Annotated in this window: 26 protein-coding genes and 1 riboswitch; of the genes, 20 read left to right on the top strand and 6 right to left on the bottom strand. The window is 36.4% G+C overall.

Going from position 1 to position 26,174, the window contains the following annotated elements:
• The first annotated feature begins 328 nt into the window (after positions 1-328).
• From V7S50_RS25080 to V7S50_RS25070, 3 genes are all read left to right on the top strand, one after another.
• Positions 329-2,788: a LamG-like jellyroll fold domain-containing protein gene (locus V7S50_RS25080; protein WP_242255873.1), complete on the top strand. Its 2,460-nt coding sequence runs from the start codon at positions 329-331 to the stop codon at positions 2,786-2,788.
• 80 nt (positions 2,789-2,868) lie between these two features.
• On the top strand, positions 2,869-3,072 hold the full coding sequence (locus V7S50_RS25075) for a hypothetical protein (protein WP_063223751.1): 204 nt from the start codon (positions 2,869-2,871) through the stop codon (positions 3,070-3,072).
• 39 nt (positions 3,073-3,111) lie between these two features.
• Entirely contained in the window at positions 3,112-3,249 is a 138-nt protein-coding gene (locus tag V7S50_RS25070; RefSeq protein ID WP_242255875.1) for an RpiR family transcriptional regulator, read from the top strand.
• 34 nt (positions 3,250-3,283) lie between these two features.
• Here the strand turns inward: V7S50_RS25070 and V7S50_RS25065 are convergent, their stop codons facing one another.
• Positions 3,284-4,687 carry an amino acid permease gene (locus tag V7S50_RS25065; protein WP_063223753.1) on the bottom strand — a complete coding sequence of 468 codons (1,404 nt, stop codon included), beginning with the start codon at positions 4,685-4,687 and terminating at the stop codon, positions 3,284-3,286.
• Between the two features lie 278 nt (positions 4,688-4,965).
• On the opposite strand from V7S50_RS25065, the gene V7S50_RS25060 reads away from it, so the two are divergent.
• The 9 genes from V7S50_RS25060 (at position 4,966) to V7S50_RS25020 (ending at position 12,640) form a co-directional block, all read left to right on the top strand.
• The gene (locus V7S50_RS25060) at positions 4,966-6,093 is read left to right on the top strand and encodes a cation:proton antiporter (protein WP_060633091.1); all 1,128 of its coding nucleotides are present in this window, start codon (positions 4,966-4,968) and stop codon (positions 6,091-6,093) included.
• Positions 6,094-6,236: 143 nt separating this feature from the next.
• Positions 6,237-6,533 (top strand): outer surface protein, encoded by a 297-nt coding sequence (locus tag V7S50_RS25055; RefSeq protein ID WP_242255955.1) that lies wholly within the window; start codon positions 6,237-6,239, stop codon positions 6,531-6,533.
• Positions 6,534-6,550: 17 nt separating this feature from the next.
• Positions 6,551-7,414 carry a MurR/RpiR family transcriptional regulator gene (locus V7S50_RS25050; protein WP_242255876.1) on the top strand — a complete coding sequence of 288 codons (864 nt, stop codon included), beginning with the start codon at positions 6,551-6,553 and terminating at the stop codon, positions 7,412-7,414.
• A gap of 148 nt (positions 7,415-7,562) precedes the next feature.
• The gene (gene murQ, locus V7S50_RS25045) at positions 7,563-8,447 is read left to right on the top strand and encodes an N-acetylmuramic acid 6-phosphate etherase (RefSeq protein WP_242255878.1); all 885 of its coding nucleotides are present in this window, start codon (positions 7,563-7,565) and stop codon (positions 8,445-8,447) included.
• A gap of 24 nt (positions 8,448-8,471) precedes the next feature.
• Positions 8,472-9,836: a PTS transporter subunit EIIC gene (locus V7S50_RS25040; protein WP_063223761.1), complete on the top strand. Its 1,365-nt coding sequence runs from the start codon at positions 8,472-8,474 to the stop codon at positions 9,834-9,836.
• Positions 9,837-9,884: 48 nt separating this feature from the next.
• Complete coding sequence (locus tag V7S50_RS25035) at positions 9,885-10,949, top strand: DUF871 domain-containing protein (protein ID WP_242255880.1); 1,065 nt, start codon at positions 9,885-9,887, stop codon at positions 10,947-10,949.
• Positions 10,950-11,109: 160 nt separating this feature from the next.
• Entirely contained in the window at positions 11,110-11,514 is a 405-nt protein-coding gene (locus V7S50_RS25030) for a DoxX family protein (RefSeq protein ID WP_242255882.1), read from the top strand.
• A 154-nt stretch (positions 11,515-11,668) separates the two neighbouring features.
• Positions 11,669-12,070 carry a nuclear transport factor 2 family protein gene (locus V7S50_RS25025; protein ID WP_199677935.1) on the top strand — a complete coding sequence of 134 codons (402 nt, stop codon included), beginning with the start codon at positions 11,669-11,671 and terminating at the stop codon, positions 12,068-12,070.
• Between the two features lie 87 nt (positions 12,071-12,157).
• Complete coding sequence (locus V7S50_RS25020) at positions 12,158-12,640, top strand: PRK06770 family protein (RefSeq protein WP_242255884.1); 483 nt, start codon at positions 12,158-12,160, stop codon at positions 12,638-12,640.
• Positions 12,641-12,673: 33 nt separating this feature from the next.
• Here the strand turns inward: V7S50_RS25020 and V7S50_RS25015 are convergent, their stop codons facing one another.
• Positions 12,674-13,585 (bottom strand): DMT family transporter, encoded by a 912-nt coding sequence (locus tag V7S50_RS25015; RefSeq protein ID WP_063223769.1) that lies wholly within the window; start codon positions 13,583-13,585, stop codon positions 12,674-12,676.
• Positions 13,586-13,790: 205 nt separating this feature from the next.
• On the opposite strand from V7S50_RS25015, the gene V7S50_RS25010 reads away from it, so the two are divergent.
• The 6 genes from V7S50_RS25010 to V7S50_RS24985 all read left to right on the top strand — a co-directional run bounded on the left by V7S50_RS25010 (position 13,791) and on the right by V7S50_RS24985 (position 18,029).
• A complete protein-coding gene (locus V7S50_RS25010; protein WP_098555725.1) occupies positions 13,791-14,285 on the top strand; it encodes an Lrp/AsnC family transcriptional regulator in 495 nt (164 codons plus the stop codon).
• A 128-nt stretch (positions 14,286-14,413) separates the two neighbouring features.
• Entirely contained in the window at positions 14,414-14,869 is a 456-nt protein-coding gene (locus V7S50_RS25005) for an N-acetyltransferase (protein ID WP_242255886.1), read from the top strand.
• Positions 14,870-15,225: 356 nt separating this feature from the next.
• Entirely contained in the window at positions 15,226-15,570 is a 345-nt protein-coding gene (locus V7S50_RS25000) for a DMT family transporter (protein WP_242255889.1), read from the top strand.
• 2 nt (positions 15,571-15,572) lie between these two features.
• On the top strand, positions 15,573-15,887 hold the full coding sequence (locus V7S50_RS24995) for a DMT family transporter (protein WP_000539670.1): 315 nt from the start codon (positions 15,573-15,575) through the stop codon (positions 15,885-15,887).
• A 149-nt stretch (positions 15,888-16,036) separates the two neighbouring features.
• Positions 16,037-16,615, top strand: coding sequence for a TetR family transcriptional regulator (locus V7S50_RS24990; protein ID WP_003293190.1), 579 nt, complete (start codon positions 16,037-16,039; stop codon positions 16,613-16,615).
• 211 nt (positions 16,616-16,826) lie between these two features.
• Positions 16,827-18,029 carry an MFS transporter gene (locus V7S50_RS24985; RefSeq protein ID WP_063223777.1) on the top strand — a complete coding sequence of 401 codons (1,203 nt, stop codon included), beginning with the start codon at positions 16,827-16,829 and terminating at the stop codon, positions 18,027-18,029.
• A 169-nt stretch (positions 18,030-18,198) separates the two neighbouring features.
• Here V7S50_RS24985 and V7S50_RS24980 read toward each other — a convergent pair whose 3' ends face one another.
• From V7S50_RS24980 to V7S50_RS24965, 4 genes are all read right to left on the bottom strand, one after another.
• Entirely contained in the window at positions 18,199-18,714 is a 516-nt protein-coding gene (locus tag V7S50_RS24980; protein WP_242255893.1) for a type 1 glutamine amidotransferase domain-containing protein, read from the bottom strand.
• A 23-nt stretch (positions 18,715-18,737) separates the two neighbouring features.
• Positions 18,738-20,735, bottom strand: a complete 1,998-nt coding sequence (locus tag V7S50_RS24975) for a catalase (RefSeq protein WP_242255896.1) — start codon at positions 20,733-20,735, stop codon at positions 18,738-18,740.
• 192 nt (positions 20,736-20,927) lie between these two features.
• Positions 20,928-22,127 (bottom strand): ABC transporter permease, encoded by a 1,200-nt coding sequence (locus tag V7S50_RS24970; RefSeq protein WP_309259758.1) that lies wholly within the window; start codon positions 22,125-22,127, stop codon positions 20,928-20,930.
• Between the two features lie 60 nt (positions 22,128-22,187).
• Positions 22,188-23,612, bottom strand: coding sequence for an amino acid permease (locus V7S50_RS24965; protein WP_001186292.1), 1,425 nt, complete (start codon positions 23,610-23,612; stop codon positions 22,188-22,190).
• A 146-nt stretch (positions 23,613-23,758) separates the two neighbouring features.
• A riboswitch (Lysine riboswitch) is annotated at positions 23,759-23,946 on the bottom strand.
• Between the two features lie 200 nt (positions 23,947-24,146).
• On the opposite strand from V7S50_RS24965, the gene racE reads away from it, so the two are divergent.
• Complete coding sequence (gene racE, locus V7S50_RS24960; RefSeq protein WP_242255902.1) at positions 24,147-24,977, top strand: glutamate racemase; 831 nt, start codon at positions 24,147-24,149, stop codon at positions 24,975-24,977.
• 100 nt (positions 24,978-25,077) lie between these two features.
• Positions 25,078-26,163, top strand: coding sequence for a DUF3626 domain-containing protein (locus V7S50_RS24955; RefSeq protein ID WP_242255921.1), 1,086 nt, complete (start codon positions 25,078-25,080; stop codon positions 26,161-26,163).
• Positions 26,164-26,174 lie beyond the last annotated feature (11 nt).

Here is a 26,174-nt window from a genome sequence, read left to right as displayed (position 1 = left end):
TTTTACTACTATTAAATGTAGAAGCATGGCCGATGTGTTAAAAAAAGAAGAAAATGTTAAAAATTAAGATTGTCTAATAGGCTTAAAACTTAAATTATTATTTATGTTATAGAAAAGATTATATGTGAATAGACATGGGAAAAGAATGCTCAGACTCTTTTAGACAAAAAGTGGTTGTATAAGATAATACAAGGAATGTTGGACTTCATTTCTAATTAACTATATATTTACAAAAGTCTAACAAAATTCATTTGTTATTTAAACGACATTAATATGTTTTAGATAAAATAGCCCTTGTAATGAATTAATTATTATGAGGAGGATTCACGTGGACAGAACTGCTTTACGAAAAGTAAAAGGTCTTATTGTATTATTAATGGTTTTTGTATTAGCGTTTGTATCATTTCCGTGGAGTACATCAGTTAAAGCGGAAGAGAAGAAGCAAGAAAAGGCACCTAGTGAAAAGAAGATAGTTTTTCCAGTTGTAAGTGATGTACATATTAAAAATAGTGGAACGGACGATACGTTTCGCTGGAAGCGAGCGATTGAACAGCTCAATACGCTTGCACCAAAGCAAGATGCTTTTGTTATCGTAGGTGATTTCACAGATACAGGGTCTGTGCAGCAATATGATCGTTTCATGCAAGTGTATAACGAAAATGCAAATAAAGATGCAGTACGAATGAATTCTCTAGGAAATCATGATTATTGGAACGGTTTATCTGTAGAGGGAGCGCAGAAGCGTTTCTTAGAAAAAACAGGTATGGAATCAATTTATTATCATAAAGTGATAAAAGGGTATCACTTCCTTGTTATGTCGCCAGAAAATGGGACAACACACGGATATTATTCAGATAAGCAAATTAATTGGTTAAAAGAAGAGATGGTGAAAGCACAAAAAGATGACCCAGAAAAACCGATTTTCGTATTTTTACATCAACACATTAAAGAGACAGTTTACGGTAGTCATGAATGGGGAACACAAGATAGTGCAAAAATTAATGCGGTATTAAAAGAATATCCGCAGGCTATTACGTTTTCAGGTCATTCACATTATCCGCTAGATGATCCAAGATCGATTCATCAAAAAGACTTTACATCAGTTGGTACATCTTCAGTAAGTTATATGGAAGTTGAAGGTGGTAAAGTACAAGGGAATATCCCGCCAGAAGCTAGCACGTTAAGCCAAGGTTTACTAGTAGAAGTAGATGATGAAGAAGTAACGATTAATCGTCGTGATTTCCATACAAATTCTTGGACAGGCGAGCCTTGGAAAATTAAATTACCATCAAAGAAAGAAACATTTACACATGTAGAAGATCGTGATAAAGAAAAACCATCTTTTTCGGCAGATGCGAAGTTATCAGTATCAAATATAACAGAAAATGCAGCAACAGTAACATTCCCGCAAGCTGTGGACAACCTTCTTGTTCACTCTTATCGTGTACAAGCTAGAGATAAGCAAACAGGAGAAATTAAGAATAAGTTGTTAGCATTCTCAGAGTTTTACCGTGACCCAGTGCCGAAAGACCTTACATTTACACTGGCAGGATTAGATGGCGGAAAAACATATACACTTGAAGTAGTTGCAATTGATTCATTTGGTAATGAAAGTGTGCAGCCTTTAACAGCAGAAGTTACTACGAAGAAAGATAATATTGATCCGAATGTAAAAGTGCCAAAGGCGGACGTTTTTGATGTGAATTTCTTAGACGGTACATTTAAAGATAACTCACCGTTTGGAGTAAAAGGTGATGTGAAAGGAAATGTATCTATTGCATATGATAAAGCTTTAAAAACAAATGTAATGAAATTGAATGGACAAGCTAATACATTTGGATATCTTCCGTTTTCAGCAGCACAAAAAGAGAAAGTAGTAAATACGTTCACGCTAGAAACTGTATTTTCAATGAATGAAATTCGCGGACAAGGTATTTTACAAAATACAGAGAGTGGCGGAGTTGGTTTTGAATCTACAGGAAGTGGAAATGTTGAATTATGGGCTCATATTGGTGGTAGCTATAAACGTGTTGGAGTTCAATTAGAAGCGAACAAAACGTATCACTTAACAGGAACGTATAACGGAAGTGAAGTAGCTATTTATGTCGATGGTAAAAAAGTAAATAGCCAGCCAGCTAAAGGGAAAGTGTCTCATCCGAACGTACCATTTGCATTTGGAGCTGACCCTGATAGTAATGGAAATGGCGGTATTCCGTTAAACGGACAAATTGCGCTTGCAAAATTATATAGTAAAGCGTTAAGTTCTTCAGAAGTATTAGCAGCTTACAATGAGTTTTCTAACCGCACGAAGTTAGAGCAAGTGAACGCGTTATATGAAGAGCTTGGAAAAGTAAAAGAAGTGTTAGCTGGTACGTATGAATTTGGTGATAAGCCAGGTCAATATTCAAAGGAAGCATTTCAAGAATTAGAGAAAAGCTATAATCATGCAAAGCAAGTGTTTGAAAATCTAGCAAGTACTGGGGAACAAATTGTTCAAACATATAATGAACTAAAAACTGCAAATCAAACATTTATACAATCTAAAGTAGTAGAACAACCGAAAACATTGAAAGAAAAATTACAAATTAATATTGAATCTGCAAAAGGAGTAGTGAAAAAAGCGCAAGATGCAAATGTAACGGACGGTTCAGTGAAAGCACTGAGTCAAAAAATTACGGTGGCAGAAGCTGTAGTGAAAGATGTAAAAGTAAAAGATGCACAGGTAGAAACGATGAATCGTACATTAGAGTATACGATTTCACTCGTTGAAAAAAGCATAAACAAATAAGAGAGAAGAAAAAGAAGCTTATCATGATAGGCTTCTTTTTTGTTATACTAAAAATAGCATAGAAAAAGGGAGCGAATAATTTGGAACAGAAAAAGCTAAAAAGAATTCTTGAATATGTATGGATCGCGGTTGTGCTCCTTGTAGGATATTATTTATTAAAAGATAAAAGTATATGGATTCTATTTTTAATGACGTTTTTATTAGCGGGTTTAGGCACGTTATTTATTAACTTTTTCTTTGATAGTTTGAATGCATGGAAGAAGAAAAAGAAGGGAACGAAGTAAAGGAGGGAATATATGCAAAAGTGGAAGCTTATATAACAGGTGAGTATTTTCATAGTACTTGTAGGTATTGGCGTTTTTAAATATTCTACACCAATAGGAAATTGGGCATGGTTTACAGCTTGCATCGGCATATTTTTCACTTTACAATCGTTAACGAAAAAGCATAATCAGACATGAAGAGAGCTCGCCGTTTTATCGGCGAGCTATTTTGTTATGCTTTTTTTTGTTCATCATTCTTTTTTTCGCTAGCTAAGTGACTATGTTTTCTAGAGTAGAAGAAATAGAAGCATAAGCCGACTAGAAGCCAAACTGCAAAGCTAATCCATGTCGTTTTAGACAAATTAATCATTAAATATAAACAGCAAAGAATTGCAACAACTGGTAATACAGGTACAAAAGGTGCACGGAATCCGCGTTTTAAGTCAGGATGAGTTTTTCGTAAAATAAGTACAGCGCAGCAAACGAATGTGAAGGCTGTTAATGTACCGATGTTCACTAAGTTAGCTAATACATGTAAGTCTAAAAGTCCTGCTAATAAAGCCGACACAACGCCAGTAATCCACGTGTTTAATAAAGGGATTTTTACTTTTTTATTCACACGTGCTAACGCTTTTGGAAGTAAACCGTCGCGGCTCATCGCATACGAAACGCGAACTTGTCCATACATAACGACTAAGAGAACGGTTGTCATTCCAGTCATTGCCCCAACAGCGAGTAACCCTGCAATGGCATCTTCACCAACGAAATGTAAAGCAAACGCAACTGGATCAGAAACGTCTAATTGTGTATACGGAACCATACCTGTTAAAACGAAAGATACAATCATATATAAAACGGTACAAATGAGAAGGGAACCGATAATGCCAATTGGTAAATCACGCTGTGGTTTTTTCGTTTCTTCTGCAGCGGTTGCGATTGCATCAAATCCTAAGAAGGCGAAGAATACAGTGGCAGCCCCAGTAATAATACCGTCGTATCCGAATGGAATAAACGGTGTCCAATTTTCAGGTTTTACATATTTTGCGCCTGCTACGATAAAGGCGATAATAACAGCTAACTTGATAAGAACCATAATATTATTAATGCGTGCGCTTTCGCGTATACCAAAGCTTAAAAGACCGGTAATGAGTAGTAAAATACAAACAGCTGGTAAATCGATGAGACCACCTTTTCCTACGCCAGGGGCCGAGGCGATTATGGCGGGCAGATGGATGTTAAATCCTTGTAGTAAAGATTGTAAATAACCAGACCAACCGACAGCCACTGCTGCGACTGCAAGTAAATATTCGAGCATTAAACACCAGCCGACGATGAAGGCGACGACTTCTCCAACTGTCATGTATGCGTAAGTATACACACTTCCTGAGACAGGAATAGAAGAAGCAAATTCGGCATAACAAAAGGCTACACAAGCACAAGTAAATGCAGCAATAAGAAATGATAGCATAATACCAGGACCAGAATGTTTCGCTGCGACAATACCTGTTAATACAAAAATCCCTGTCCCAATTACGGCGCCAATTCCTAAAAACGTTAAATCAAGTGCGGTCAATGTTCTCTCTAATTGCCGTGGTGATTCAGTACTAAGCGGTTTTTTTCGTAATAATGACTTCACTTTGGACTCTCCCCCCGTTTTTTCATTTCCATAACTGCGAATATAGTATGAGCCCACTAGAAAAGAGTATGTAAGTAAATGGAGGTACAGTTATGGTGCGTAGTTTTTTAAAATTGCTGGATTAATTTTAATATAATTCAGAATATTTTGTCAAATAAAAATATGACAAATAAAATGCGGATGAATAGGAGAAACTACTTGCAGGAATGGACGAGGGTTAACAGAGTGAAAAAAAACCACTCATAAAAGTTTCACTTTATAAAGTAGGAGAAGATGCTATGTTATTTTATTTTGAACTTGTCGTCATTTTACTTTGTACGAAATTAGCTGGTGATATTAGCGTGAGACTCGGCCAGCCTTCTGTACTTGGTAAGTTACTTGTTGGTATTATTATCGGTCCGGCTGTACTTGGTATTATTAATAGTTCTGAACTAATTGATGAATTGAGTGAGATTGGTGTTTTACTCCTTATGTTTATGGCGGGGCTTGAAACAGATTTAGAAGAGTTAAATCGAAATTTGAAATCATCATTTGCAGTAGCGGCTGGTGGAATTATTTTTCCTTTCATCGGTGGTTATGTAACAGGATTGTTGTTTGGATTGATGCAATCTCATGCGATTTTCTTAGGTTTATTACTTTGCGCAACGTCAGTTAGTATTACGGTGCAAACGTTACGTGATTTAGGGAAAATGAATACGAGAGAAAGTACAACGATTTTAGGTGCAGCTGTATTTGATGATGTCATCGTCGTTATTTTATTAGCGTTTGTGATGAGTTTTTTAGGAACACAAGATGTGAATATAACACTTGTTATCGTAAAGAAAATTATTTTCTTCGTCAGCATTGTTTTTATCGCATGGAAAGTTGTTCCGTGGATTATGAAAATGCTTGTGCCACTTCGTGTAACAGAAGCGTTAATTAGCGCGGCTCTTATTATTTGTTTCTCTTTTTCGTACTACAGTGAAATGATGGGGATTGCAGGTATTATTGGAGCATTTGCAGCCGGAATTGCCATTTCTCAAACAGAGTATAAGCACGAAGTAGAACATAAAATTGAACCGATTGCTTATGCGATATTTGTACCAGTTTTCTTCGTAAGTATTGGAATGGAAATTACATTTCAAGGTATCGGAAGTCAGCTTTGGTTCATTATCATCATGACGCTCGTTGCGATCTTCACAAAGTTAATCGGATCAGGTTTAGGAGCAAGACTAACAGGATTCAACTTACAATCTTCTATTAGTATCGGTGCGGGAATGGTGTCGCGCGGAGAAGTAGCACTTATCATCGCAGCAAATGGACTTACGGCAAATCTATTAGCGAAAGAAAATTTCACAGCGATTGTTATTGTTGTTATATTAACGACAATTATTACACCGCCGCTTTTGAAGAAGTATTTTGTATAGAGGAGAAGAGCTTATCTGATGTAGGTAAGCTCTTTTTTTATTCTAAAAAGCAATGATCCTGTAGCATAGAAGGTTTGTAAGTATGGTAAAATCTATGTATATGATGTGGGCAAGGAGAGGGAAGTGTGAAGGTTATAGGTATAATGATACTCCTGTTGTTGTGCATACCATTTACTGCATGGAAAGAATCAAAAGTGAAAGATTTTCCGGTTTCTATTTTTTCTTTCTATGTAGAAGACGAAAACCTGAAAGACTATAAGTACACTGCTTTTGTACCTGACTTTGCAGTTTGGATAGGTGGTTGGGAAAAACAGCAATCTGAAGGTGAAATAACGTCATATAAAAAAGGGGATCGAACTGTAATTGTTCACCATCCACCGGGTAATGATGGTTTTTATCTTTATGATACAAAAGAGATTAGAGAATATACGCAACCGTAAGAAGTGGAGGTTAAATAGTGAAAGCTTCTACATTACTATTTAAAATTGAAAGTAATATGGATCAATTTTCACCAGCTGAAAAGAAGGTTGCCATGTACATAATGGAGAATGCAGAGATTGTTCCGAATTTAACGACGAAAGAAGTGTCAACGAATGCAGGCGCAAGTGAGGCGAGTGTTGTTCGCTTTTGTAAGTCGATTGGAATCGGAAGTTTTAAAGCATTTAAAATAGCGCTCGTTCGCGAATTAACGATTGCTGATTATAATATTAATGATTTTTCAGTGATGAATACGGAAGATGGACCGTACGACTTGTTTAATAAAGTTACATATGTGAATAAAGCTGCAATTGAGGCGAGCGTTACTGCTATTGATAAGAAGGAGCTTGAGAAAGCTGCAGATCGTATTGTAAATGTGGATAAAATTATATTTTACGGAGTAGGCGGATCAGCTACCCCAGCGATGGACGGGGCTTATAAATTTACAAGGCTCGGATTTACTGCAATGATGCTTTCTGATTTTCATATGATGTTGCCGCTTGTGACAAATTTAAAAGAAGGCGATATATTTGTGGCGATTTCAACATCTGGTCGAACGAAAGATGTACTTGAAATGGCGCAATATGCGAAGAGACAAGGTGCAACAGTTATTGCGATTACGAAGCTTGATCAATCATCACCTCTATATAAAGAGGCAGACATCCGTCTTTGTATGCCAGATGTAGAACAAGATCATCGTATTGCGAGTATTGCTTCAAGAATGACACAATTGAATATGATAGATGCTTTATATGTGATTACGTTTAATCGTATTGGTAATAAAGTGTTGGATCAATTTATGGAAACAAGAGAAGAAGCTTTGCGATTACGGAAGTTAAAATGAAAAGATGGGGAAACCCATCTTTTTTTGTACTGACATAAATTCGTCATGAAAAGAAATTAAATTTCATAAAATAATAAAGTAATGTTGATTTTAAATTTCTTAAAGTTATAATAAAAGTATGAAATTAAATTTCAAAGTGGGTGGTAATATGTTAGAGAATTTATCGACAGAACATCGTAATGAGAAGACGATGAATTTAGACGAGATGAGCATAAAAGAAGTTTTAAAAAGTATGAATGAAGAAGATCGAACTGTTGCATTAGCAGTTGAAAAAGAGATAGAACAAATTGAAAAAGTTGTAGAGGCTGTTATTCAATCTTTTGAAGAAGAGGGACGTTTAATTTACATTGGGGCTGGTACGAGTGGTCGTTTAGGTATTTTGGACGCAGTGGAATGTCCGCCGACATTTGGCACAGATGATAAAATGGTGCAAGGATTTATAGCAGGTGGTTTGAAAGCGTTTACTAAAGCGGTGGAAGGTGCCGAAGACCGCGAAGAGTTAGCAGAAGAAGATTTAAAAAGTATTGGATTAAACGAGAAAGATACTGTGATTGGAATTGCAGCAAGTGGTAGAACTCCTTATGTCATTGGTGGCTTGAAATACGCGCATAGCGTGGGAGCGAGCACGGCGAGTATTTCTTGTAATAAAAATGCTGAAATAAGTAAATATGCAAAACTAAATGTAGAAGTAGAAACAGGCGCAGAAATTTTAACAGGCTCAACGCGTTTGAAGGCTGGTACAGCGCAAAAATTAGTGCTGAATATGATTTCAACAGCTTCTATGATTGGTGTGGGGAAAGTATATAAAAACTTAATGGTAGATGTTCAGTCTACAAATGAAAAGCTAGTAGAACGATCAAAACGAATTATTGTGGAAGCGACAGGCGTCAGTTATGAAGTAGCAGCAGAGCATTATGAGAAAGCAGAACGTAACGTGAAAGCTGCGATTGTTATGGTGTTATTGCAGTGTGAGTATGGGGAAGCACTGAAGAAATTAAAAGAAGCGAAAGGGTTTGTGAAGAAGGCACTATAAAATAATAGGGAGGGGGATTCTATTATGAGGAAAGAAGAGAGAATGGCGAAAGAAATTTCAGAGCAACTTGGGGGAGTAAAAAATATTCGCGGCATTGCTCATTGTATGACGAGACTGCGATTAACACTTCATGATGAAAGTAAAGTAAACATGGACCTTTTGAAAAAGGTTGAAGGGGTTATGGGTGTTATTGAAGATGAGACGCTTCAAGTTGTTGTTGGGCCAGGGACAGTAAATAAAGTAGCAGCTGAAATGGAAGGTTTAACGGGACTCCGAATCGGTGAAGTGGCAGATCATCATCTTGAAGATCTTGGGCAAGAGATGAAGTCAGAGATTAAGAAGAAAAATAATACACCGGTGAAAAACTTTTTAAGAAAAATAGGAAGTATTTTCATTCCGTTAATTCCGGGTCTTGTTGCATCAGGTATTATAAATGGAGTTGCTAACTTTGCGAAAAACGCAGGTGCGGATCCGAATGCAACTTGGCTACAAATGTTACTACTTATCGGCGGCGGTATCTTTACATTTTTAGGGATTTTAGTCGGTTGGAATACAGCGAAAGAGTTTGGCGGGACACCAGTTCTTGGGGCAATTGCTGGTATTTTAATTTTTAACCCGGCGATGGCGAATGTGAAATTATTCGGTGAAGCGCTCGTACCCGGACGGGGCGGATTATTTGCAGTTATTTTTGCAGCGTGGCTTATGGTTGTAGTGGAAAGACAAGTTCGAAAAGCAGTGCCAAATGCAGTTGATATTATCGTGACACCACTCATTACTGTGTTAGTGGTAAGTATCGTAACGATGTTGGCAATTCAGCCGGTAGCAGGTTTCTTATCTGAAGGAATTACTAGCGGAATTAATGGCATTTTAAATATTGGCGGAGCGTTTGCAGGAGCAGTACTTGCTGGAACATTTTTACCGCTCGTTATGGTCGGATTGCATCACGGTTTAACACCGATTCATATGGAGTTTATTAATCAAACGCACGTAACGCCTTTATTACCAGTACTCGCAATGGCTGGTGCTGGGCAAGTAGGAGCAGCCATTGCGATTTTTGTAAAAACAAAAAACAAACGGCTTCGTAACGTAATAAAAGGTGCATTGCCAGTTGGATTTTTAGGAATTGGTGAACCGTTATTATACGGGGTTACATTACCACTTGGGAAACCGTTTCTTACAGCTTGTTTAGGGGCAGCTGTCGGCGGTGCATTCCAAGCAGTTATGCAAACAGCTGCACTCGGAATCGGTGTATCAGGATTATCTTTAATCCCATTAATTGCTGATAATAAATATTTATTATATTTCCTTGGATTAGTAGTGGCATATACTTTCGGATTCATCTTTACGTACTTCTTCGGATTCAAAGAAGAAATGGCAGAAAACATATAGAGAAAGGGATTCCTTTCTCTTTTTCTATTCATAGAAAGGAAGATTCATATGATCGGAGTTTCAATTTATCTTTCAAAAGAACGAGTAAAGAAGCAAGAAGAGTGGCTAAAAGTAGCGAAGGAAAATGGATTTTCATCTATTTTTACATCACTTCATATTCCAGAGGATGACCCTGGTACGTATAAAGATTTAATACAAATACTTGGGAAGCAAGCTCTTGAAAATGAAATGGAATTAATGGTCGATGTTTCTCCAAAATCGCTACAGCATTTAGGAATGACGTACGAAAATGTGGAAGAGTTAGTAGACTGGGGCATTACTGGTTTACGAATGGATTATGGCATCACGCCGAAAGAAATTGCACGCGTATCTCATAAAATGAAAGTAGCTTTAAATGCGAGTACGATTACAGATTCATTTTGGAAAGAGTTACTTTCAGAAAATATACGAGTAGAGAATGTAGAAGCGTGGCATAATTTTTACCCGCGTCCAGAAACAGGACTAGCAAAATCATTCTTACAAAACCAAAACCAATACTTACATGAATGCGGGATAAAAACGATGGCATTTATTCCGGGAGATGGTGAAAAACGTGGTCCGTTACATAAAGGCTTACCAACGTTAGAAAAGCACCGCAATATGCGCCTGCTTGAAGCATACTTAGAACTTGTACAAGATTGTGATGTAGATAAGGTGTTAATTGGAGATATAAGCGGAAGTCTAGAAAGTGTACAAGAAATAGCGAGTGCGAGTAGAGGGATTATTCCGCTGCGGTACAAATCGTTTATATGTGATAAAGAAGTATTAAAAGTGGTGGAGAGAGTGCATACAAATAGACTAGATCCGGCTCGTGATGTCATTCGGTCTGTAGAATCACGAGAAGAACATAAAGTGATGTTACAGCCGATGCATACCATTTCAAGAAAGAAAGGTAGCATTACAATTGATAATGAACTGTACGGTAGATATGCTGGGGAGATGCAAGTTGCCACACATGATTTGCCTGTAGATGAGAAAGTGAACGTCGTTGGCATGGTTGTAGAAGAAGACTTGTCTTTATTGCCGTTTGTTGGCGCTGGAAAAATGTTTCAAATTTTTTGTGCGATAGAGTAAAAGCTTGAATTAGCGCTACTTTGTAAGAAAACATTATCCGTAAAAGGGATAATGTTTTTTGTTTTGGTTAAAAAAGTATTTGACGAATGAAATGAAATACCGTATTGTTTTGACTTGTAAATAAAAGTTCACCATAACAAAACAAAAAGGAGAGAAAAAAATGAATCAATATATTGGGAATTTAATTATTCGTATCGTATTAGGAGTGACATTCTTTGCACACGGCTTAGCGAAGTTTCAATCAGGTATCGATAACGTAGCAGGCTGGTTTACAAGCATCGGCTTACCAGGTGGCCTTGCATATGGCGTAGCAACAGTTGAATTAGTGGGTGGTATATTATTAATTATTGGTTTAGGCGTACGATATGTAGGATTGTTATTTGCTCTTATTTTAGCTGGAGCTATCGTAAAGGTAAATGGAGCGTCAGGATTATTAGGAGATGGAAAGAATCCAGGATATGAATTAGACCTTGCATTATTATCAATGGGTGCGTATTTATTCGTTGTAAAAGCAGAAGGATATGTAGATCGTTTCTTAAAAGAGAAAGTAATGAAAACGAAGTAAACTTATTTATAAATTGTTGACTTGAAGAATGATTGTAACTATAATGATTACAACATATAGATTAAGAATGAAACAATTTAAATATTTTTTTACACAAGTTGTAACTGCAAATGTTACAACTTGTGTAAAAATAAATAAAACAGGAGGAAGTAATATGCCTAAATCAAATTTAGAAATTATTCAAAGCACGTATGAAGGATCCGCTTCTTCAAATGCAAAGCATTTAGCAGAAGCCTTCTCTGAAAAAGTGGAATGGACAGAGGCAGAAGGATTCCCGTACGGGGGAACTTATATAGGTGTAGAAGCAATAATGGAAAATGTATTTAGTCGTTTAGGATCAGAATGGGATGATTATAAGGCAAGTGTAAATACATATCATGAAGTAAGCGGAAAAGATGTAATTATTGCTGAAGGTATGTATTCTGGCGTTTATAAAGAAACGGGAAAATCATTTAAAGCAGAATTTGTTCATGTATGGCAACTTGAGAACGGAAAAATTGTAAAATTCAAGCAATATGTGGATAGTTATATTGTACGAGAAGCAATGAAGGTTTAAAATGAAATAAGGAAACAAATGGAATCGACTGTGCCCAGGCGATTCCATTTGTTTATGTGATTATTAGGGGAATGGGGAGTACATAATATGAAAAAATGGATAATAGGGACAATTACAATGATTGTAATTGTGATAGGAGCTGTATTCGGTACTACTAAACTTCTTAATTATATAGAGGAAGAGGAGAAGAGTCTTAAAACACAAAAAGTAATGGGCCAACAGGAAAAGAAAGTTGAGGCAGAGAAGCCACAATTTAGTGAAGATGAAATTATTTCTACCATGCATAGGATGGTACATCAAAAAGTGAAATCCTCTGAAAAATGGGGATTTATTGAAATGACAAATAAGGAAATTCGTAGTGCGAAGACCGCAGTAGAAAGCAGTACAAATTTTAAACATAAGTCAAAGCTACTTGCCACTTTAGAGCGCTGGGAGAAAGGGGATTTCTCACAAACGGTTGAGGAGCATAACTTTTTGTGGGAAATTCAAGGTGGTGATACTGGAAAGGCAACAGAACGTTTATCGCCAGAAGAAGAAAAGCAGTATGTGAAAGAAATGAAACGTAAATAAAAACATCGCCACTTTGGTGACGATGTTTTTTGATTAAGAATGTTTTCGCATTAAAGCTCTAGTTGGCTGAACAACAACAGTTTTGAAATGAGAAAATAAATAGCATCCTGTCACAACGATAATGGTCCCTAAAATTTGTATCCACGTTAATTCTTCTCCGAGGAACAGGAATGCTAAAATAGCTGTGAAAATCGGATTGAAGTTTAGAAAAATCCCTGATGTAGTTGCTCCTAATTTTTGTACGCCAATATTCCAAAATACCATACAAAGAACTGTGGAAATAAGTCCAGTATATAAAAGTGATGTGATGAAAGAAGTATTTATATTTGAAACAGTGAAACTCCCTATATTAAATGGCAGTAATAAAATAACGCCGAAAATACCAGAATATAATGTCGCCATAAGTGGTGTAGTTGTTTTTGTTGCCCACTTACTGCAAACAGAATACATTCCCCAAATACAAACTGCCCCAATCATCCATAAATCTCCGCTATTAAAATGTAGTGAAAATAATAGTGAGAAATCACCTTTTAATAGAACAAGAATAACCCCAAAGAATGAAAGAATCATGGATAGAATTTGAAGTGTATTTACTTTTTCTTTTAGAAATAATACTGAAAATAGTGCAATTGAAATTGCGTTCAATGTAGAAATAAGTCCTACATTTGTTGCAGATGTTTTTTCTAGTGCTAAAAATTGAAAAATGTTAAAAAGAGCGACCCCTGAAATCCCCATTAGTATTAAAGGAAGTATGGCAGCACGTGGTGGAATGATTTTCTTCTCTTTAAACCATACCATCGGTAATAAACAAACGATGGCAATCATCCATCTTAAGTTTGTAAGTGTCATCGGCGACGCATGATCAACGAGCGATTTTCCAACGACGAAATTTCCTCCCCATAATAAACTCGTTAATAATAGTAAAAAGACATAAAAATAAGGCATACTAAAATCCCCTTTGTTGTAATCAATGTGAATTGTAAATAATTTTAGCATTTTTCTTTATTGTGTAATATATTCTTTTGTATAATGGATAAAAGTCGATAAAATGTTTTGTTATGAATACCATTTGAAGAAAAATATTCAGTTTTATATAAGTTATAAGGTGTTTTTTCGAAGAATCATCGGTAAGAAAAAAGGGGAAATTATAATGGAGTCGTCTGTTATTAAAGTGTTGGATGATTTAGATGTACAAATTTTAGATATATTACAGAAGGAGTCACATGTAAGTAATGCAGAGCTTGCGCGGCGCGTTAATTTATCACCGGCTGCGATGCATGCAAGAATAAAAAGATTAGATGGAGAAGGGTTCATTGATAAGCAAGTAGCCATTTTAAATCAAGAAAAGCTTGGTTTTGATTTGTTATGCTTCATTTTTATGAGTACGAATATTCATCAATCGGATAAACTTGAGGTGTTGGAAAAAGAATTAGAGTCAATGCCTGAAGTGTTAGAATGTCACTGTTTAACAGGGGAGTATGATTATTTATTAAAGGTTGCAAATCGTGATCGTAAAGAATTAGAGCAGTTTATTAGAAAGCTGAATAAGCTTGGTATTACAAAGATACAAACGAGTTTGGCACTTCGTGAAATTAAATATTCGACGGTATTGCCGATACGAAATGAGGAACCAAGCATCGATTAGATTGCTTGGTTTTTTGTTTGTATAAAGTGATTGACGAGGAGAAAAGAGAGATGTATTATTATATGAAATTATGTATTAAAATTCATTTTAAGTTATAAATATTAATATCGGGGGTAAGGGGATAGAATATGAAAATCTGTAATGCGGTTACGAGTGATGTGAAAGGAATTTATAGTCTCATTGAAGTTTATGCAAAAGAAGGAGTGGTTTTACCGCGTTCTCTTTTATCTCTCTATCAATATTTACAGTGTTTATATGTTATGAAAGAAGGAGAGAACATCGTTGGAGTTGCTGGTTTACATGTGTTAGGGGAGGATCTTGCAGAAGTCCGGTCATTAGTCGTTTCGCATACATATGCAGGAAAAGGGATCGGACGTATGTTAGTGAATCATGTCATGAATGAAGCAGCGAAAATAAAAGTGAGTAGAGTTATTTCTTTAACCTATGAAACGGAATTTTTTCAAAAGTGCGGATTTGATTTTGTGAATAGAGATGCATTACCAGAGAAAGTATGGATTGATTGTAGACATTGTCCAAAGGTTGATTATTGTGATGAGGTGGCGATGATTCGGTATGTTGGGTGAAGCAAAAGAAAAAAGAGCAGCTAGCAAAAGCTAACTGCTCTATTTAAGGGATCTCTCCAAGGGGGAGTGGAGAAAATATTATGTTACTAGCAGTATTGACAGATTATTAGGAAATATACAAATCGGATGAAATAAATTTTTAAATAACTTTTCGATATTGACAGTTTTTAAAATATTCATGTACAATACATATGAATGACATTCAGTCATTTTTTGTGGCAGGATGTAGTTAGTTTGAAAACGGAACAAATATAAATGGTAAATGAGGATGATAGTTGTTTATATATAGTAGGGATGAAAGAGTATATTTTTTTAAAACAAAAATGACTGATAGTCAGTCATAAGAGGTGAGAGGTATGAAAAATAAAGCTTGGTTATATGTCATATTAACATGTATCTTTGAAATTTTTTGGGTGTTTGGTTTTAATACAGCTGATACGTGGTGGCATTGGATAATTATTTTAGGAGTTATTGCTGTTGATTTTCACTTCCTTTCTAAAGCGTGTGAACATCTTGCAACAGGGACTGTATATGCTGTGTTTGCCGGAGCCGGTACGGTAGGTACGTTCTTAATGGATGTATTCCTTTTTGGCGGCAGTTTCAGTGTAGGGAAATTATTCTTTATCATGATGGTTGTAGCCGGAGTTATCGGTTTAAAGCTAGCTGATAATAAAGAAGAAACTATGGAAGGAGCTGCTTAAAGATGGGTTGGTTTTTCGTATTTTGTGCTGCAATTAGTGAAATAGTCGGTGTAATCGGTCTTAAAATGTATAGTAAAGATAAGACGTTAGCAAATGGTGCAATTTATATAGGTGGCTTTGCTACATCCTTCGCATTCTTGTATACATCGTTCTTATTCTTACAAGTAAGTGTCGCGTATGCGGTTTGGATTGGTATTGGAACAGCGGGTGCCGTTTTATTAAATATGTTCTTGTTTGGTGAGTCAAAAAGTAAAGCACGTATCATTAGTGTGGCACTTATTGTATGCGGAGTGACAGGATTAAAGGCTCTTTCGTAAAGATATATTACATTTGATCTCCTAATGGTTTGTTAGGAGATTTTTAATATTAAAAAATGATTTCCTCGCAGAGTTCACTATCATTGACAGTACAATCGATTATCTTATAAAATGAGTGACAGTCATTCAATATGTGTGAAAGGGTTTAGATGATGAATAAAAAAGAAAAAATTGTCTATGCAGCGATTGAAGTGTTTCAGGAAAAGGGCGTTGAAAAAACGAAGATTTCTGATATCGTGAAATTGGCTGGCATTGCACAAGGAACTTTCTATTTATATTTTCCTTCTAAGTTATCTGTTATGCCTGCAATAGCAGAAGTGATGGTTGAAAAGATGATACTTACGGTGAAAGAGAAAGTGCAAAATGATGCGCCTTTCTCAAGTAAAGTTACGCAAGTAATAGATGCGGTGTTTCACTTCATAGAGGAATATCGTGAAATACAAGCTTTAATGTATGCGGGTCTTGCATCTACAGAACATATAAAAGAATGGGAAGCTGTGTATGAGCCTCTTTATATGTGGCTAAGTGAATTTTTAAGTGAGGCGAAAGAAGCCGGTGAAATTCGTGAGTCAGTACACGCAGAGCGAACAGCGAAGTTATTTATTGCTCTTGTTGAATCAGCAGCGGAACAAGTTTATTTATATGATCATAAAGATGATGAGCAAGTCGAGCTACAAAAGGCAGAAGTACTAGATTTTTTAACACATGCACTACATATAAAGAAATAGTGGGATGAACCTGTCTGAAAAGGTAGGTTCATTTTTGAGGAAAACTGAATGATAGTCATTCACCTAATACTTATGTATGTGTGGAAGGATAGAGTGAAATTCTAATGAGTGGAGCATCTCCACTCATTATTAGCCCACAAAGAGCAGGATAAAGAAAAAGCTTCTTGGGCATTATTTTTTGAGAGGAATTTACGGGAAGAGGTGTTAAAAAGTGAAGAAACCGATAAAAGAACAAAAGATGGTATTGGTCATTCTTTTGAGTAATATATTTATTGCTTTTTTAGGGATTGGATTAATCATTCCGGTTATGCCGTCCTTTATGAATGATATGGGTTTAACAGGGAAGACGATGGGTTATCTCGTTGCAGTGTTTGCAATGGCTCAGCTTATTGCTTCACCTATTACCGGTCGCTGGGTCGACCTTTATGGTAGGAAGAAAATGATAATCATTGGATTATTTATTTTTGGTGTTTCAGAGCTTCTTTTTGGATTAGGAACAGATGTATGGATGCTCTATGCAGCGAGGGTGTTAGGCGGAATTAGTGCAGCGTTTATTATGCCAGGTGTTACGGCATATGTTGCTGATATTACATCTATGCAGGAACGTCCAAAGGCGATGGGATACTTGTCTGCGGCAATTAGTACCGGATTTATTATAGGGCCTGGAATTGGCGGATTTATTGCAGAATACGGTATACGTGTGCCGTTTTTCGTTGCAGCAGTAATTGCCTTTGTAGCATGTGTGATTTCGATCTTTATTTTAAAAGAACCATTAACGAAAGAAGAGCTTGCAGAGATTTCTTCTAATACGAAAGAATCAAGTTTTATTGGGGATTTAAAGAAATCGTTACATCCAATGTATGCAATCGCATTTATTATCGTATTTGTACTTGCATTCGGTTTATCGGCGTATGAAACTGTGTTTAGTCTGTTTTCTGATCATAAGTTTGGATTCACACCGAAAGATATTGCTGCAATTATTACAATTAGTTCAATCTTTGGGGTAGTTGTGCAAGTATTTATGTTTGGAAAATTAGTTGATATGTTTGGTGAAAAAGTGTTAATTCAAATCTGTCTAATTGTAGGTGCAGTATTAGCATTCGTTTCAACTATCGTCTTTAATTATTGGATTGTACTTCTCGTTACGTGCTTTATTTTCCTTGCATTTGATTTACTTCGTCCAGCTTTAACGACGTTTTTATCAAAAGCAGCTGGAAAAGAGCAAGGATTCGTTGCTGGTATGAACTCGACTTATACGAGTTTAGGAAATATCGCCGGACCAGCGATGGGCGGAATATTATTTGATATGAATATTCATTATCCATATGCATTTTCAGGAGTTGTTTTAATAGTTGGTCTCGGTATTACATTTATGTGGAGAGAGAAACAGCTAGCTGAGAGTTTTGCGAAGTAATAAAGCCCCTTACGATAGTAAGGGGTTTTTGTTTTATCCTGGTATTTATGGGAGTCGGGCTGCCCATAAACGCACGATTGGTGTGAACTAATACTGAGTGGGGATGAAGAAAATCCCCCACCGAGTACATTTTGTTTTTCATACAAATAAAAGAGGTTAACCAAAGTAGCTATCCTAATATACGTAAAGATTCTTCAATAAACGCCGGTATATCTTCTGGCTGTCTACTTGTGACCAGCTGATTTTGGCATACGACTACTTCTTTGTCGTGAAAGTTTCCGCCAGCGTTTTTTAAATCGACTTCAATAGATTTATATCCAGTTACATCACGTCCTTCAAGTGTTTGTGCAGTGATGAGTAGCTGAGGTCCGTGACAAATAGCGAAAACAGGTTTGTCCGCATCCATAAATGCTTTACTAAAGCGTACAAAACGCTCATCTGCACGAAGTATATCAGGGGAAAATCCACCTGGTATGAAGAGGGCATCAAAGTTCTCTGGAGAAACATCATCAATACTTTTATCAATCACGACCTCACTTTTTCCTTGCTTACCCTGTACCGTTTTATCCTTTTCCATTTCAATAGTTGTTAATTCATATCCCTTTTGATTAAAAGCTTCTACTGGCTCTGTGTATTCTGTATCCTCGAAATAATCCGTTATTAAAATAGCAATTTTTTTACTCATTCTAATTCGCTCCTTACATTATATTATCGGTTCCAGGATCTTCCTTGGGCAATGCCTTCTATAAATGATTCAATTGAAGTGTTTGTTAAGTTGTAAACTCCTGCTCCATCCAGTTTAATCTTACTATGGTCCAAAGCATGGGGATTACTAAGGACATGAGCTATCGGTTTAAAATGTTTAAAAGTAGTTTCTGCAAATTCTAAAACAGGGGGGTGAATGACAGACTCACTACTAAACACTAATACTGCATCAAAAAGGGAGGAATCTGTTGTTGTATAAGTATCAGTTACTTTAATGGAATCATTGAACTGATAAATTTTATTATCTATGATGCTATAGTTAATTCGGTGTTGTACAAAAGCTTGAATCCATTCGGACAGAAGTGAGACGCTTGGGTCGCCATTTAATAGAATTGCAACATTTTTGGAATCAGATTTAAAAATAGTATTGGACATGCTGAGTGCAGGTGATTTTGCATCTGAATTTACTTCGTGATTTTCCTTAGGTAAAGGCGCTCCAATAATGTTAGCGACTTCTTGTGCTAATTGACGATCGACGTGGTTTAGGAGAGCAATTACATTTGCCTTCACCATGTCTGATTTACACTTCCCAACTTCAAAGCAAAAAGCTTCTTTTATGTGCTGCTTTTCAATAGGGCTCATACTATTGTAGAAAAGTTTAGCCTGAGAATAAAAGTTAAGAAAGCTTTTACTGCGACCTCTAATTTTATGTCCATCAATCTTTTCCTGATAATGTTCATATCCTCCTTGTTCGGCTTGGACGGTTGCTGGTTGATTGTTATTTAAGCCATTAGGATGATAGCTTGTTTGACCGCGATGAATCTGCATTTGATGCATACCATCACGTTGATTATTATGAAAAGGACATACAGGCTGATTGATAGGAATTTGATGGAAATTAGGGCCCCCTAAACGAGATAATTGTGTATCTGTATAGGAGAATAATCTTCCTTGCAGAAGAGGGTCATTTGAAAAATCAATACCTGGTACGACATGACCAGGGTGGAAAGCTACCTGCTCCGTTTCCGCAAAGAAGTTATCAACATTTTTGTTCAATGTCATTTTACCAACTAGTTTTACAGGAACTTCTTCTTCCGGCCATAATTTCGTTGGATCTAAAATATCAAAATCAAATGTATGCTCATCTTCTTCTGGAATTAGCTGTAATCCGAGCTCCCATTCCGGATAATCCCCTTTTTCAATTGCTTCATATAAATCTTGACGATGGAAATCAGGATTTTTCCCAGCAATCTTTTGAGCTTCATCCCACACTAATGAATGAACCCCAAGGGCAGGTTTCCAGTGAAACTTTACGAAATGGGCTTTTCCTTCTGCGTTAATGAGTCGAAATGTGTGAACTCCAAAACCTTCCATCATTCGTAAACTACGCGGAATAGCTCGGTCGCTCATTTGCCACATGACCATATGAGTGGACTCAGGATTATGCGCAACAAAATCCCAAAAGGTATCATGAGCGCTAGCTCCTTGAGGAATATCATTATGTGGTTCTGGTTTAACTGCATGGACAAAATCAGGAAATTTAATAGCATCTTGGATAAAGAATACTGGCATATTATTACCCACTAAATCATAGTTTCCTTCATCTGTATAAAATTTTGTGGCGAATCCGCGTACATCTCTTACTGTGTCGTTGGATCCTTTAGAACCTTGAACGGTCGAAAACCGTACAAATACAGGTGTTTTCTTTGAAGGATTGGTAAGAAAATCTGCTTTCGTATATGTTTCTAACGATTCATAAAGCTGAAAATAACCATGAGCGCCAACTCCGCGTGCATGAACAATCCTTTCGGGAATTCGCTCGTGATCAAAATGGGTCATTTTCTCGCGAAAGTGGAAATCCTCCATTAAGGTTGGGCCTCTTAAGCCCATCTTTAAAGAAAATTCATCTTCGGCTATTTTTAATCCTTGGTTTGTTGTTAAAGCATGTTTGCATTGATTATTGGTAACGTGTTGTTCCAGTTGTTCCATTTTTTTATTCACAATATAGGCCCCTCCTTTGCCCTGTTAATTTAATAAATACCCTTTTTATTAGGACGTAAACATGTATTATTGTTTTTGTATGTGAAAATCATAAAATATCGGTTGTTTCAGTGATTCTTGTTTGAGGAAGAAAAATAAAAAAGCCAAGGAGATCATTTATTTTCTCCTTGGCTTTTAAGATAATTCTTTTCGTTAAAACGAAGAAATGCGTTGCTTCGTTTTTGGTACAATAATAAATTTGATCCAGAGTAACCCGAAGATCATAATGATAAGGCTATGTAAAATTTGTACGGTAGCAATGAGTATAACACTTGAAAATACAACGAGTTGAATGCTTAGTAATATAAAGATTAAGCTAAGAAATTGCTTCGTTTTTTCTTCAGTAGTAATTGGATATAATGCTGCAATAATATTTCCCGAAAAATATTTCCACAGGGAACGGAGCTGCATAGAAATCATATATAGGACGATGTAAGCGATAGCGCCCTTTACGTATATGTTGGGTATAAAATATAAGGCGAAGGCACCGATTAATCCTAAGCGAATATATATACCGAAATAATCATTCCCGCGTAAAAATGCTAGTGTATATAAATAGAAGAAAGTTGCTCGTTTTTTATGTAATAAAGGTTCAACCCAATTGGTAAGCCATTTTCTTTTATTTACTTGTTTATTCAGTTGCGGAACATCGGTGAAAATGCTAGCAAATTGATAGAAACGAACGTTCATTTTTTCTTCTTGTTCAATTATGTAATCCCACGGTATTCGTTTTGTAGGTTGCTTTTTCGTATATAGAAAAAGGAAAGTAAGTAGTAAGAGTAATCCGCCCAATATGAGAACATTTGCCGCATAAAACAGCATGTAAATAATGAGGGCGTTACAAGCAATACGAATAATTAACCATATGCTTTTTTCATGACTATCACGCCATATCCAATGTATGTATATGTTCCAAGCTTTCGTAATCATTAAAACGATAAAGATTGTACATAAGAAAGGCACAGTTAATTGTAATGATTGCAGTGCAAGCGGGACGAGAATAAGGAACGTAAATAATAATGGGAAAAGCTGAATGATGTAATTATATAGAAGAGATTTTTTGAAATAAGAAGTTAATTTCTCTTCTAATGCAAGCAAATAAACAGCATCAGGCTTTTGGATAAATGTACGTATTGGGGTTCTTGATATAACCACGGTTAGGACGATTGTAATAAGCAATAAGGATACTCCTGTAGTAGGAGTTGCCTTAAGAAACTTTGCGTAATAGTAAGCACCTATACAGGAAACAAAGATGAAGCTATATAGTAAACCGTTAATCATACGTGCAAAGTATGTAATGATATTTTGAATATGTTGTTGGAAGCGACTGCTCCATAGCGATTCGATTGACATGTTTTTCACCTCTTTGTTCTATTATATATGTTTTACAAAAGAAAAAACGAGCAAATTGCGTTATGCAACTTGCCCGTTTTTCTTTTCGTTATTTTTTTTTTGATCACGATTCATTAATGGATAGAAGGCAAAACCGATTACGAATAAACCAATTCCAAGAAGGAACGTTTTAATATCGGAGGCCCCCGTTTTAATAACCCATAGTGCGTAACAAAGTGCAATAACGGCGACTATGCCATCTGTAATTCTTGCTCGCATTTCATTTTTATACGTTTCACCAGTTGCGACTAGTTTTAACTGGAAGATTGGTGAAACTAGATATGGAATGAGATAGGCCAGTGTTGATACGGTAATAACGAATGTATAAGCTTCCGCAATGGTTCCTGATAATGTTGAGAATAGGAACACTTGCGACATAATGTTTGTTAAGCGTAATGAATAAATTGGACTTCCTTTTTTATTTGTTTTTGTGAAGAAGGAAGGGAAGAAACCTTCTTTTGCTGCTTGATAAGGTACTTCTGAGCTTAATAAAATCCAGCCTAAGATCGAACCGAATAGGGAAGTAAGAGCAAGTAATGCCATCAGTTTCCCGCCGCCATGACCCATTGCAGCATTTAGTGCATCTGCTAATGGACGTTCTGAAGCTTGTAATTTATCAACGTGAAGTACACCCATTGTTAAAATTGTAATTCCTAAGTAAATCGCAACTGTAATAAGTAATCCTGCAACTGTTGCACGTTTTACTGTTTTTGGAGAAACAGCACGGTTTGATAAAAGAACCGCTGATTCAATTCCGATAAATGCCCAAAGTGTTGTAAGAGCAGCTAAGTTTACTTGTGAAAGAAGACCGTGTGATACACCTGATTTATCGATCATCGGTGTGTACCATTGTCCAAACTTAGAAGCTTCGAATGCAAATAACGTAACGACGATGAATAAAAGGAATCCAGTTACTTTCGTTGTTGTTGCTAAGAAGTTTAGTTTTCCAGCTCCGCTTACACCGTTTGTTAATATAATATGAGTTCCCCAAAGTAAGATGGAACAAATCGTAAATGTAATTAGTTTTCCGACTTCTATGTTAAAAGAACCGATTGAAAATAGTAGTCGTGTATCTTTCATAATTGGGAAGAAGAGTGATAAATATCCCGCGAAAGATGTAATAATGGCAACATTACTTGCCCAGTTTGCAACCCAATATCCCCATACCATACTGAAACCAGCCATTTTTTTCTTTTTTGGTGTTGAGAATAAAGCATATGCATGACTTTGTGGTCCTGTCGTTAAATCAGGACGACGAATTGCTAAATTACCGAAAACAAGAGCTAGCATTAAAACACCAAACCCTGTTGTTAACCAAGCTAAAGTGACACCGAGAGGGCTTGCTGTTTGTGCCAACGTACTTGGCACCATGAAAATCCCAGCGCCAACCATGTTACCGACAACGAAAGCTGTTAGTACCCAAAAGCCCCATTTTTTTTGTTGCATAGAAAATACCTCCAAAGTTAGTATAACCAAGTCAAGCGAGGAGATATGTATGTCTTCTTAGTAGAGAAGAGAAGTCCCAAACAAAACAAAAAAAGCACGTAATCTGCCGCTACATGCTTTCTATCTTATAAGAAACCCACGACATACCTCTCGATAGCTCTCCACAAACGAAACGTTTCGTTTGTGACAGTTCTGCACTTATTAAATGCAGACCCAGCAAGCGTGCATGGTGGACACGGGCTTACTTCGGCAATCATTCCTTTCTCATTCCTTCATCAATGCCACTACATCTCCTGAAATGATACTCTTAATGATTGCAACCTCTACCTCACCGAGATACGAATGAGGATTTAAATATTAAATTAACGTCTTTAAGAGTAACAAATGAATTTTTATACGTCAATGGATATATTAATAATCAGATTATAGAGAAGAGTTTGTGATTAAAAGGGAGAGGGATTATTATGTAATATTGAATTTTCATAATATAATAAATGTTATTGACGCTAGAAGATTGAAAAGGGGATGAAGTATATGTCTGTATGTCATAAACATTCAGTGATAGGTGTGTTAGATTCGGGAGTTGGGGGATTAACAGTTGCGAGCGAAATTATAAGACAATTGCCTAAAGAGAGCATTTATTATCTTGGTGATAATGAGCGTTGTCCGTATGGGCCAAGAAGTGTAGAAGAGGTACAATCTTTCGTATTTGAAATGGTTGAGTTCCTCAAACAATTTCCGTTAAAAGCTCTAGTGGTAGCATGTAATACTGCTGCAGCTGCTGCATTGACTGCGCTGCAAGAAGCACTGTCCATTCCGGTTATTGGCGTTATACATCCGGGAGCAAGAGCGGCAATTAAAGTGACAAAGAAAGGGGAAATCGGAGTAATTGGAACTGTAGGTACGATACAGTCTAATATGTACGAAAAAGCATTGCACGAGCTTGATACATATTTGGAAGTACATAGTCACGCGTGCCCGACTTTAGCTACAGTTGTAGAAAATCAATTAGAAGATATTGCATATGTAACGCAGCAAGTGAAACAAGCTTTACTGCCATTAACGAAAGTAGATATAGATACGTTAATTCTTGGATGTACGCATTATCCACTTTTAGAGTCCTATATAAAAAAGGAACTAGGGGAAGATGTAACGATTATTAGTTCCGCAGAAGAAACAGCGATAGAGTTAAGCACAATTTTACAGCACAAAGGAATCCTGTCTGATAACCTGAATCCGAAGCATCGCTTTTTTACAACAGGCTCTGCCTTATCATTTGAACAGATTGCTGAGCGCTGGCTAGGGTATCAAATTTCTGTAGAATGTGTGAATTTACCTATAAAAAAGGCTCGTATCTATAACTAGGATTTGTTAAAGTGCTTTTTGTTCAATTTGTATAAGAAGGAAAAAATGCACCTTTAATTGAAAGGATTAAGGTCATTTCAATTAAAGGAGAGGTTTGATTATGGATTTATCAAGGTCTCAATTATTTGCTTTAGAGTATATTTCAAAATATGCAGAGAACGAAAAACGCGGGGCTAAAGCAACAATTAATCATATACTTAACATGTCTAATATTACAGATGAAATATTTGAAGAAGCTGTTGTTAATTTAAAATCTCATGCAAGGATTGCTTTACACTTTCATCCAGACAGACTAGATTCGAATATGAAAAATATTGCTGAAGCACTGCTTGAGCAAGGCATATATAAAAGTCAGTTTGAAACATTGCTGTCTAATGGAAGTGTATCTGCTTACCCTGGTGGTGAGCGTGATCTTTGGGAAAAGAGAATATTTGGAGGAGCATATCAACTAGAGGGTGTAACGAATAACCAACGGCCAAAGTATGGAGCGCTAAATTTGATGTTACACCCAGATGGGCCTGCTCCGCGTTTTGGGTCATGTTACTTTCTCTTATCTCCAAAAGTTTCTTATCGCTCTACATATACGTATTTAGATTCGCATCAAGATCCAAAAGAAAAGGGGACTTATGAAGAGTTTGATATGATTTTAGCTGCTCTTTTGGAAGAGACATTCGTAAGAGAGTTTGCAATTGGGGAAGGGAATTTGAATCCAACAAGATTCATTAATCATTTACTGGCTAATCTGGAAAGGCCGTTAATAGATTCAGCAGACAAAGAGCCAGCCCGTAATCTTAATCATTATATTGAAGCGCAAGTTCATGGAGATATTTCTCTTAAAGAAGACGTGGAAGCGCTTGTTGCGGATCCTTCATTTAAGGGTACGGATGTAGGAAGAACTTTAGAAGAAATTTGCCTGAAGTATTCTATTGATTTGTATTGGCACATGGGCTTTATACTTATGGTAGACGAAATTCCAATGGATTTTAGAGGTTCAAAAATGCCATCTTTAGCAAGACGCATTGCACGGAATAATTGTATCGATGCAAATATAATTGGCTCTGCTGTAGTGGATTTGAAACAAAATCCATTATCTTGGAGTGATCGTGGAACTTATGAGGAAGTGCTTCAGGAATTAAAATTATTATGGCATGTTTTAGTTCGGTTTGGGAAACCAAATCAGAAGTAGAACTACATACT

The organism is Bacillus sp. CCNWLW194, from assembly GCF_037120585.1.
In the GTDB taxonomy this organism is placed as follows: domain Bacteria; phylum Bacillota; class Bacilli; order Bacillales; family Bacillaceae_G; genus Bacillus_A; species Bacillus_A basilensis.
This window is presented reverse-complemented; position numbering and strand designations above follow the sequence as displayed.

Bases quoted from the DNA above. Each gene is read 5' to 3' on its own strand.
- V7S50_RS24955 (WP_242255921.1), top strand. From the start codon at position 25,078: ATGGATTTATCAAGGTCTCAATTATTTGCTTTAGAGTATATTTCAAAA.
- racE (WP_242255902.1), top strand. From the start codon at position 24,147: ATGTCTGTATGTCATAAACATTCAGTGATAGGTGTGTTAGATTCGGGA.
- V7S50_RS24995 (WP_000539670.1), top strand. From the start codon at position 15,573: ATGGGTTGGTTTTTCGTATTTTGTGCTGCAATTAGTGAAATAGTCGGT.
- V7S50_RS25005 (WP_242255886.1), top strand. From the start codon at position 14,414: ATGAAAATCTGTAATGCGGTTACGAGTGATGTGAAAGGAATTTATAGT.
- V7S50_RS24990 (WP_003293190.1), top strand. From the start codon at position 16,037: ATGATGAATAAAAAAGAAAAAATTGTCTATGCAGCGATTGAAGTGTTT.
- murQ (WP_242255878.1), top strand. From the start codon at position 7,563: ATGTTAGAGAATTTATCGACAGAACATCGTAATGAGAAGACGATGAAT.
- V7S50_RS25055 (WP_242255955.1), top strand. From the start codon at position 6,237: ATGATACTCCTGTTGTTGTGCATACCATTTACTGCATGGAAAGAATCA.
- V7S50_RS25035 (WP_242255880.1), top strand. From the start codon at position 9,885: ATGATCGGAGTTTCAATTTATCTTTCAAAAGAACGAGTAAAGAAGCAA.
- V7S50_RS25025 (WP_199677935.1), top strand. From the start codon at position 11,669: ATGCCTAAATCAAATTTAGAAATTATTCAAAGCACGTATGAAGGATCC.
- V7S50_RS24970 (WP_309259758.1), bottom strand. From the start codon at position 22,127: ATGTCAATCGAATCGCTATGGAGCAGTCGCTTCCAACAACATATTCAA.
- V7S50_RS25060 (WP_060633091.1), top strand. From the start codon at position 4,966: ATGTTATTTTATTTTGAACTTGTCGTCATTTTACTTTGTACGAAATTA.
- V7S50_RS25015 (WP_063223769.1), bottom strand. From the start codon at position 13,585: ATGCCTTATTTTTATGTCTTTTTACTATTATTAACGAGTTTATTATGG.
- V7S50_RS25000 (WP_242255889.1), top strand. From the start codon at position 15,226: ATGAAAAATAAAGCTTGGTTATATGTCATATTAACATGTATCTTTGAA.
- V7S50_RS24980 (WP_242255893.1), bottom strand. From the start codon at position 18,714: ATGAGTAAAAAAATTGCTATTTTAATAACGGATTATTTCGAGGATACA.
- V7S50_RS24965 (WP_001186292.1), bottom strand. From the start codon at position 23,612: ATGCAACAAAAAAAATGGGGCTTTTGGGTACTAACAGCTTTCGTTGTC.
- V7S50_RS25010 (WP_098555725.1), top strand. From the start codon at position 13,791: ATGGAGTCGTCTGTTATTAAAGTGTTGGATGATTTAGATGTACAAATT.
- V7S50_RS25020 (WP_242255884.1), top strand. From the start codon at position 12,158: ATGAAAAAATGGATAATAGGGACAATTACAATGATTGTAATTGTGATA.
- V7S50_RS25040 (WP_063223761.1), top strand. From the start codon at position 8,472: ATGAGGAAAGAAGAGAGAATGGCGAAAGAAATTTCAGAGCAACTTGGG.
- V7S50_RS25030 (WP_242255882.1), top strand. From the start codon at position 11,110: ATGAATCAATATATTGGGAATTTAATTATTCGTATCGTATTAGGAGTG.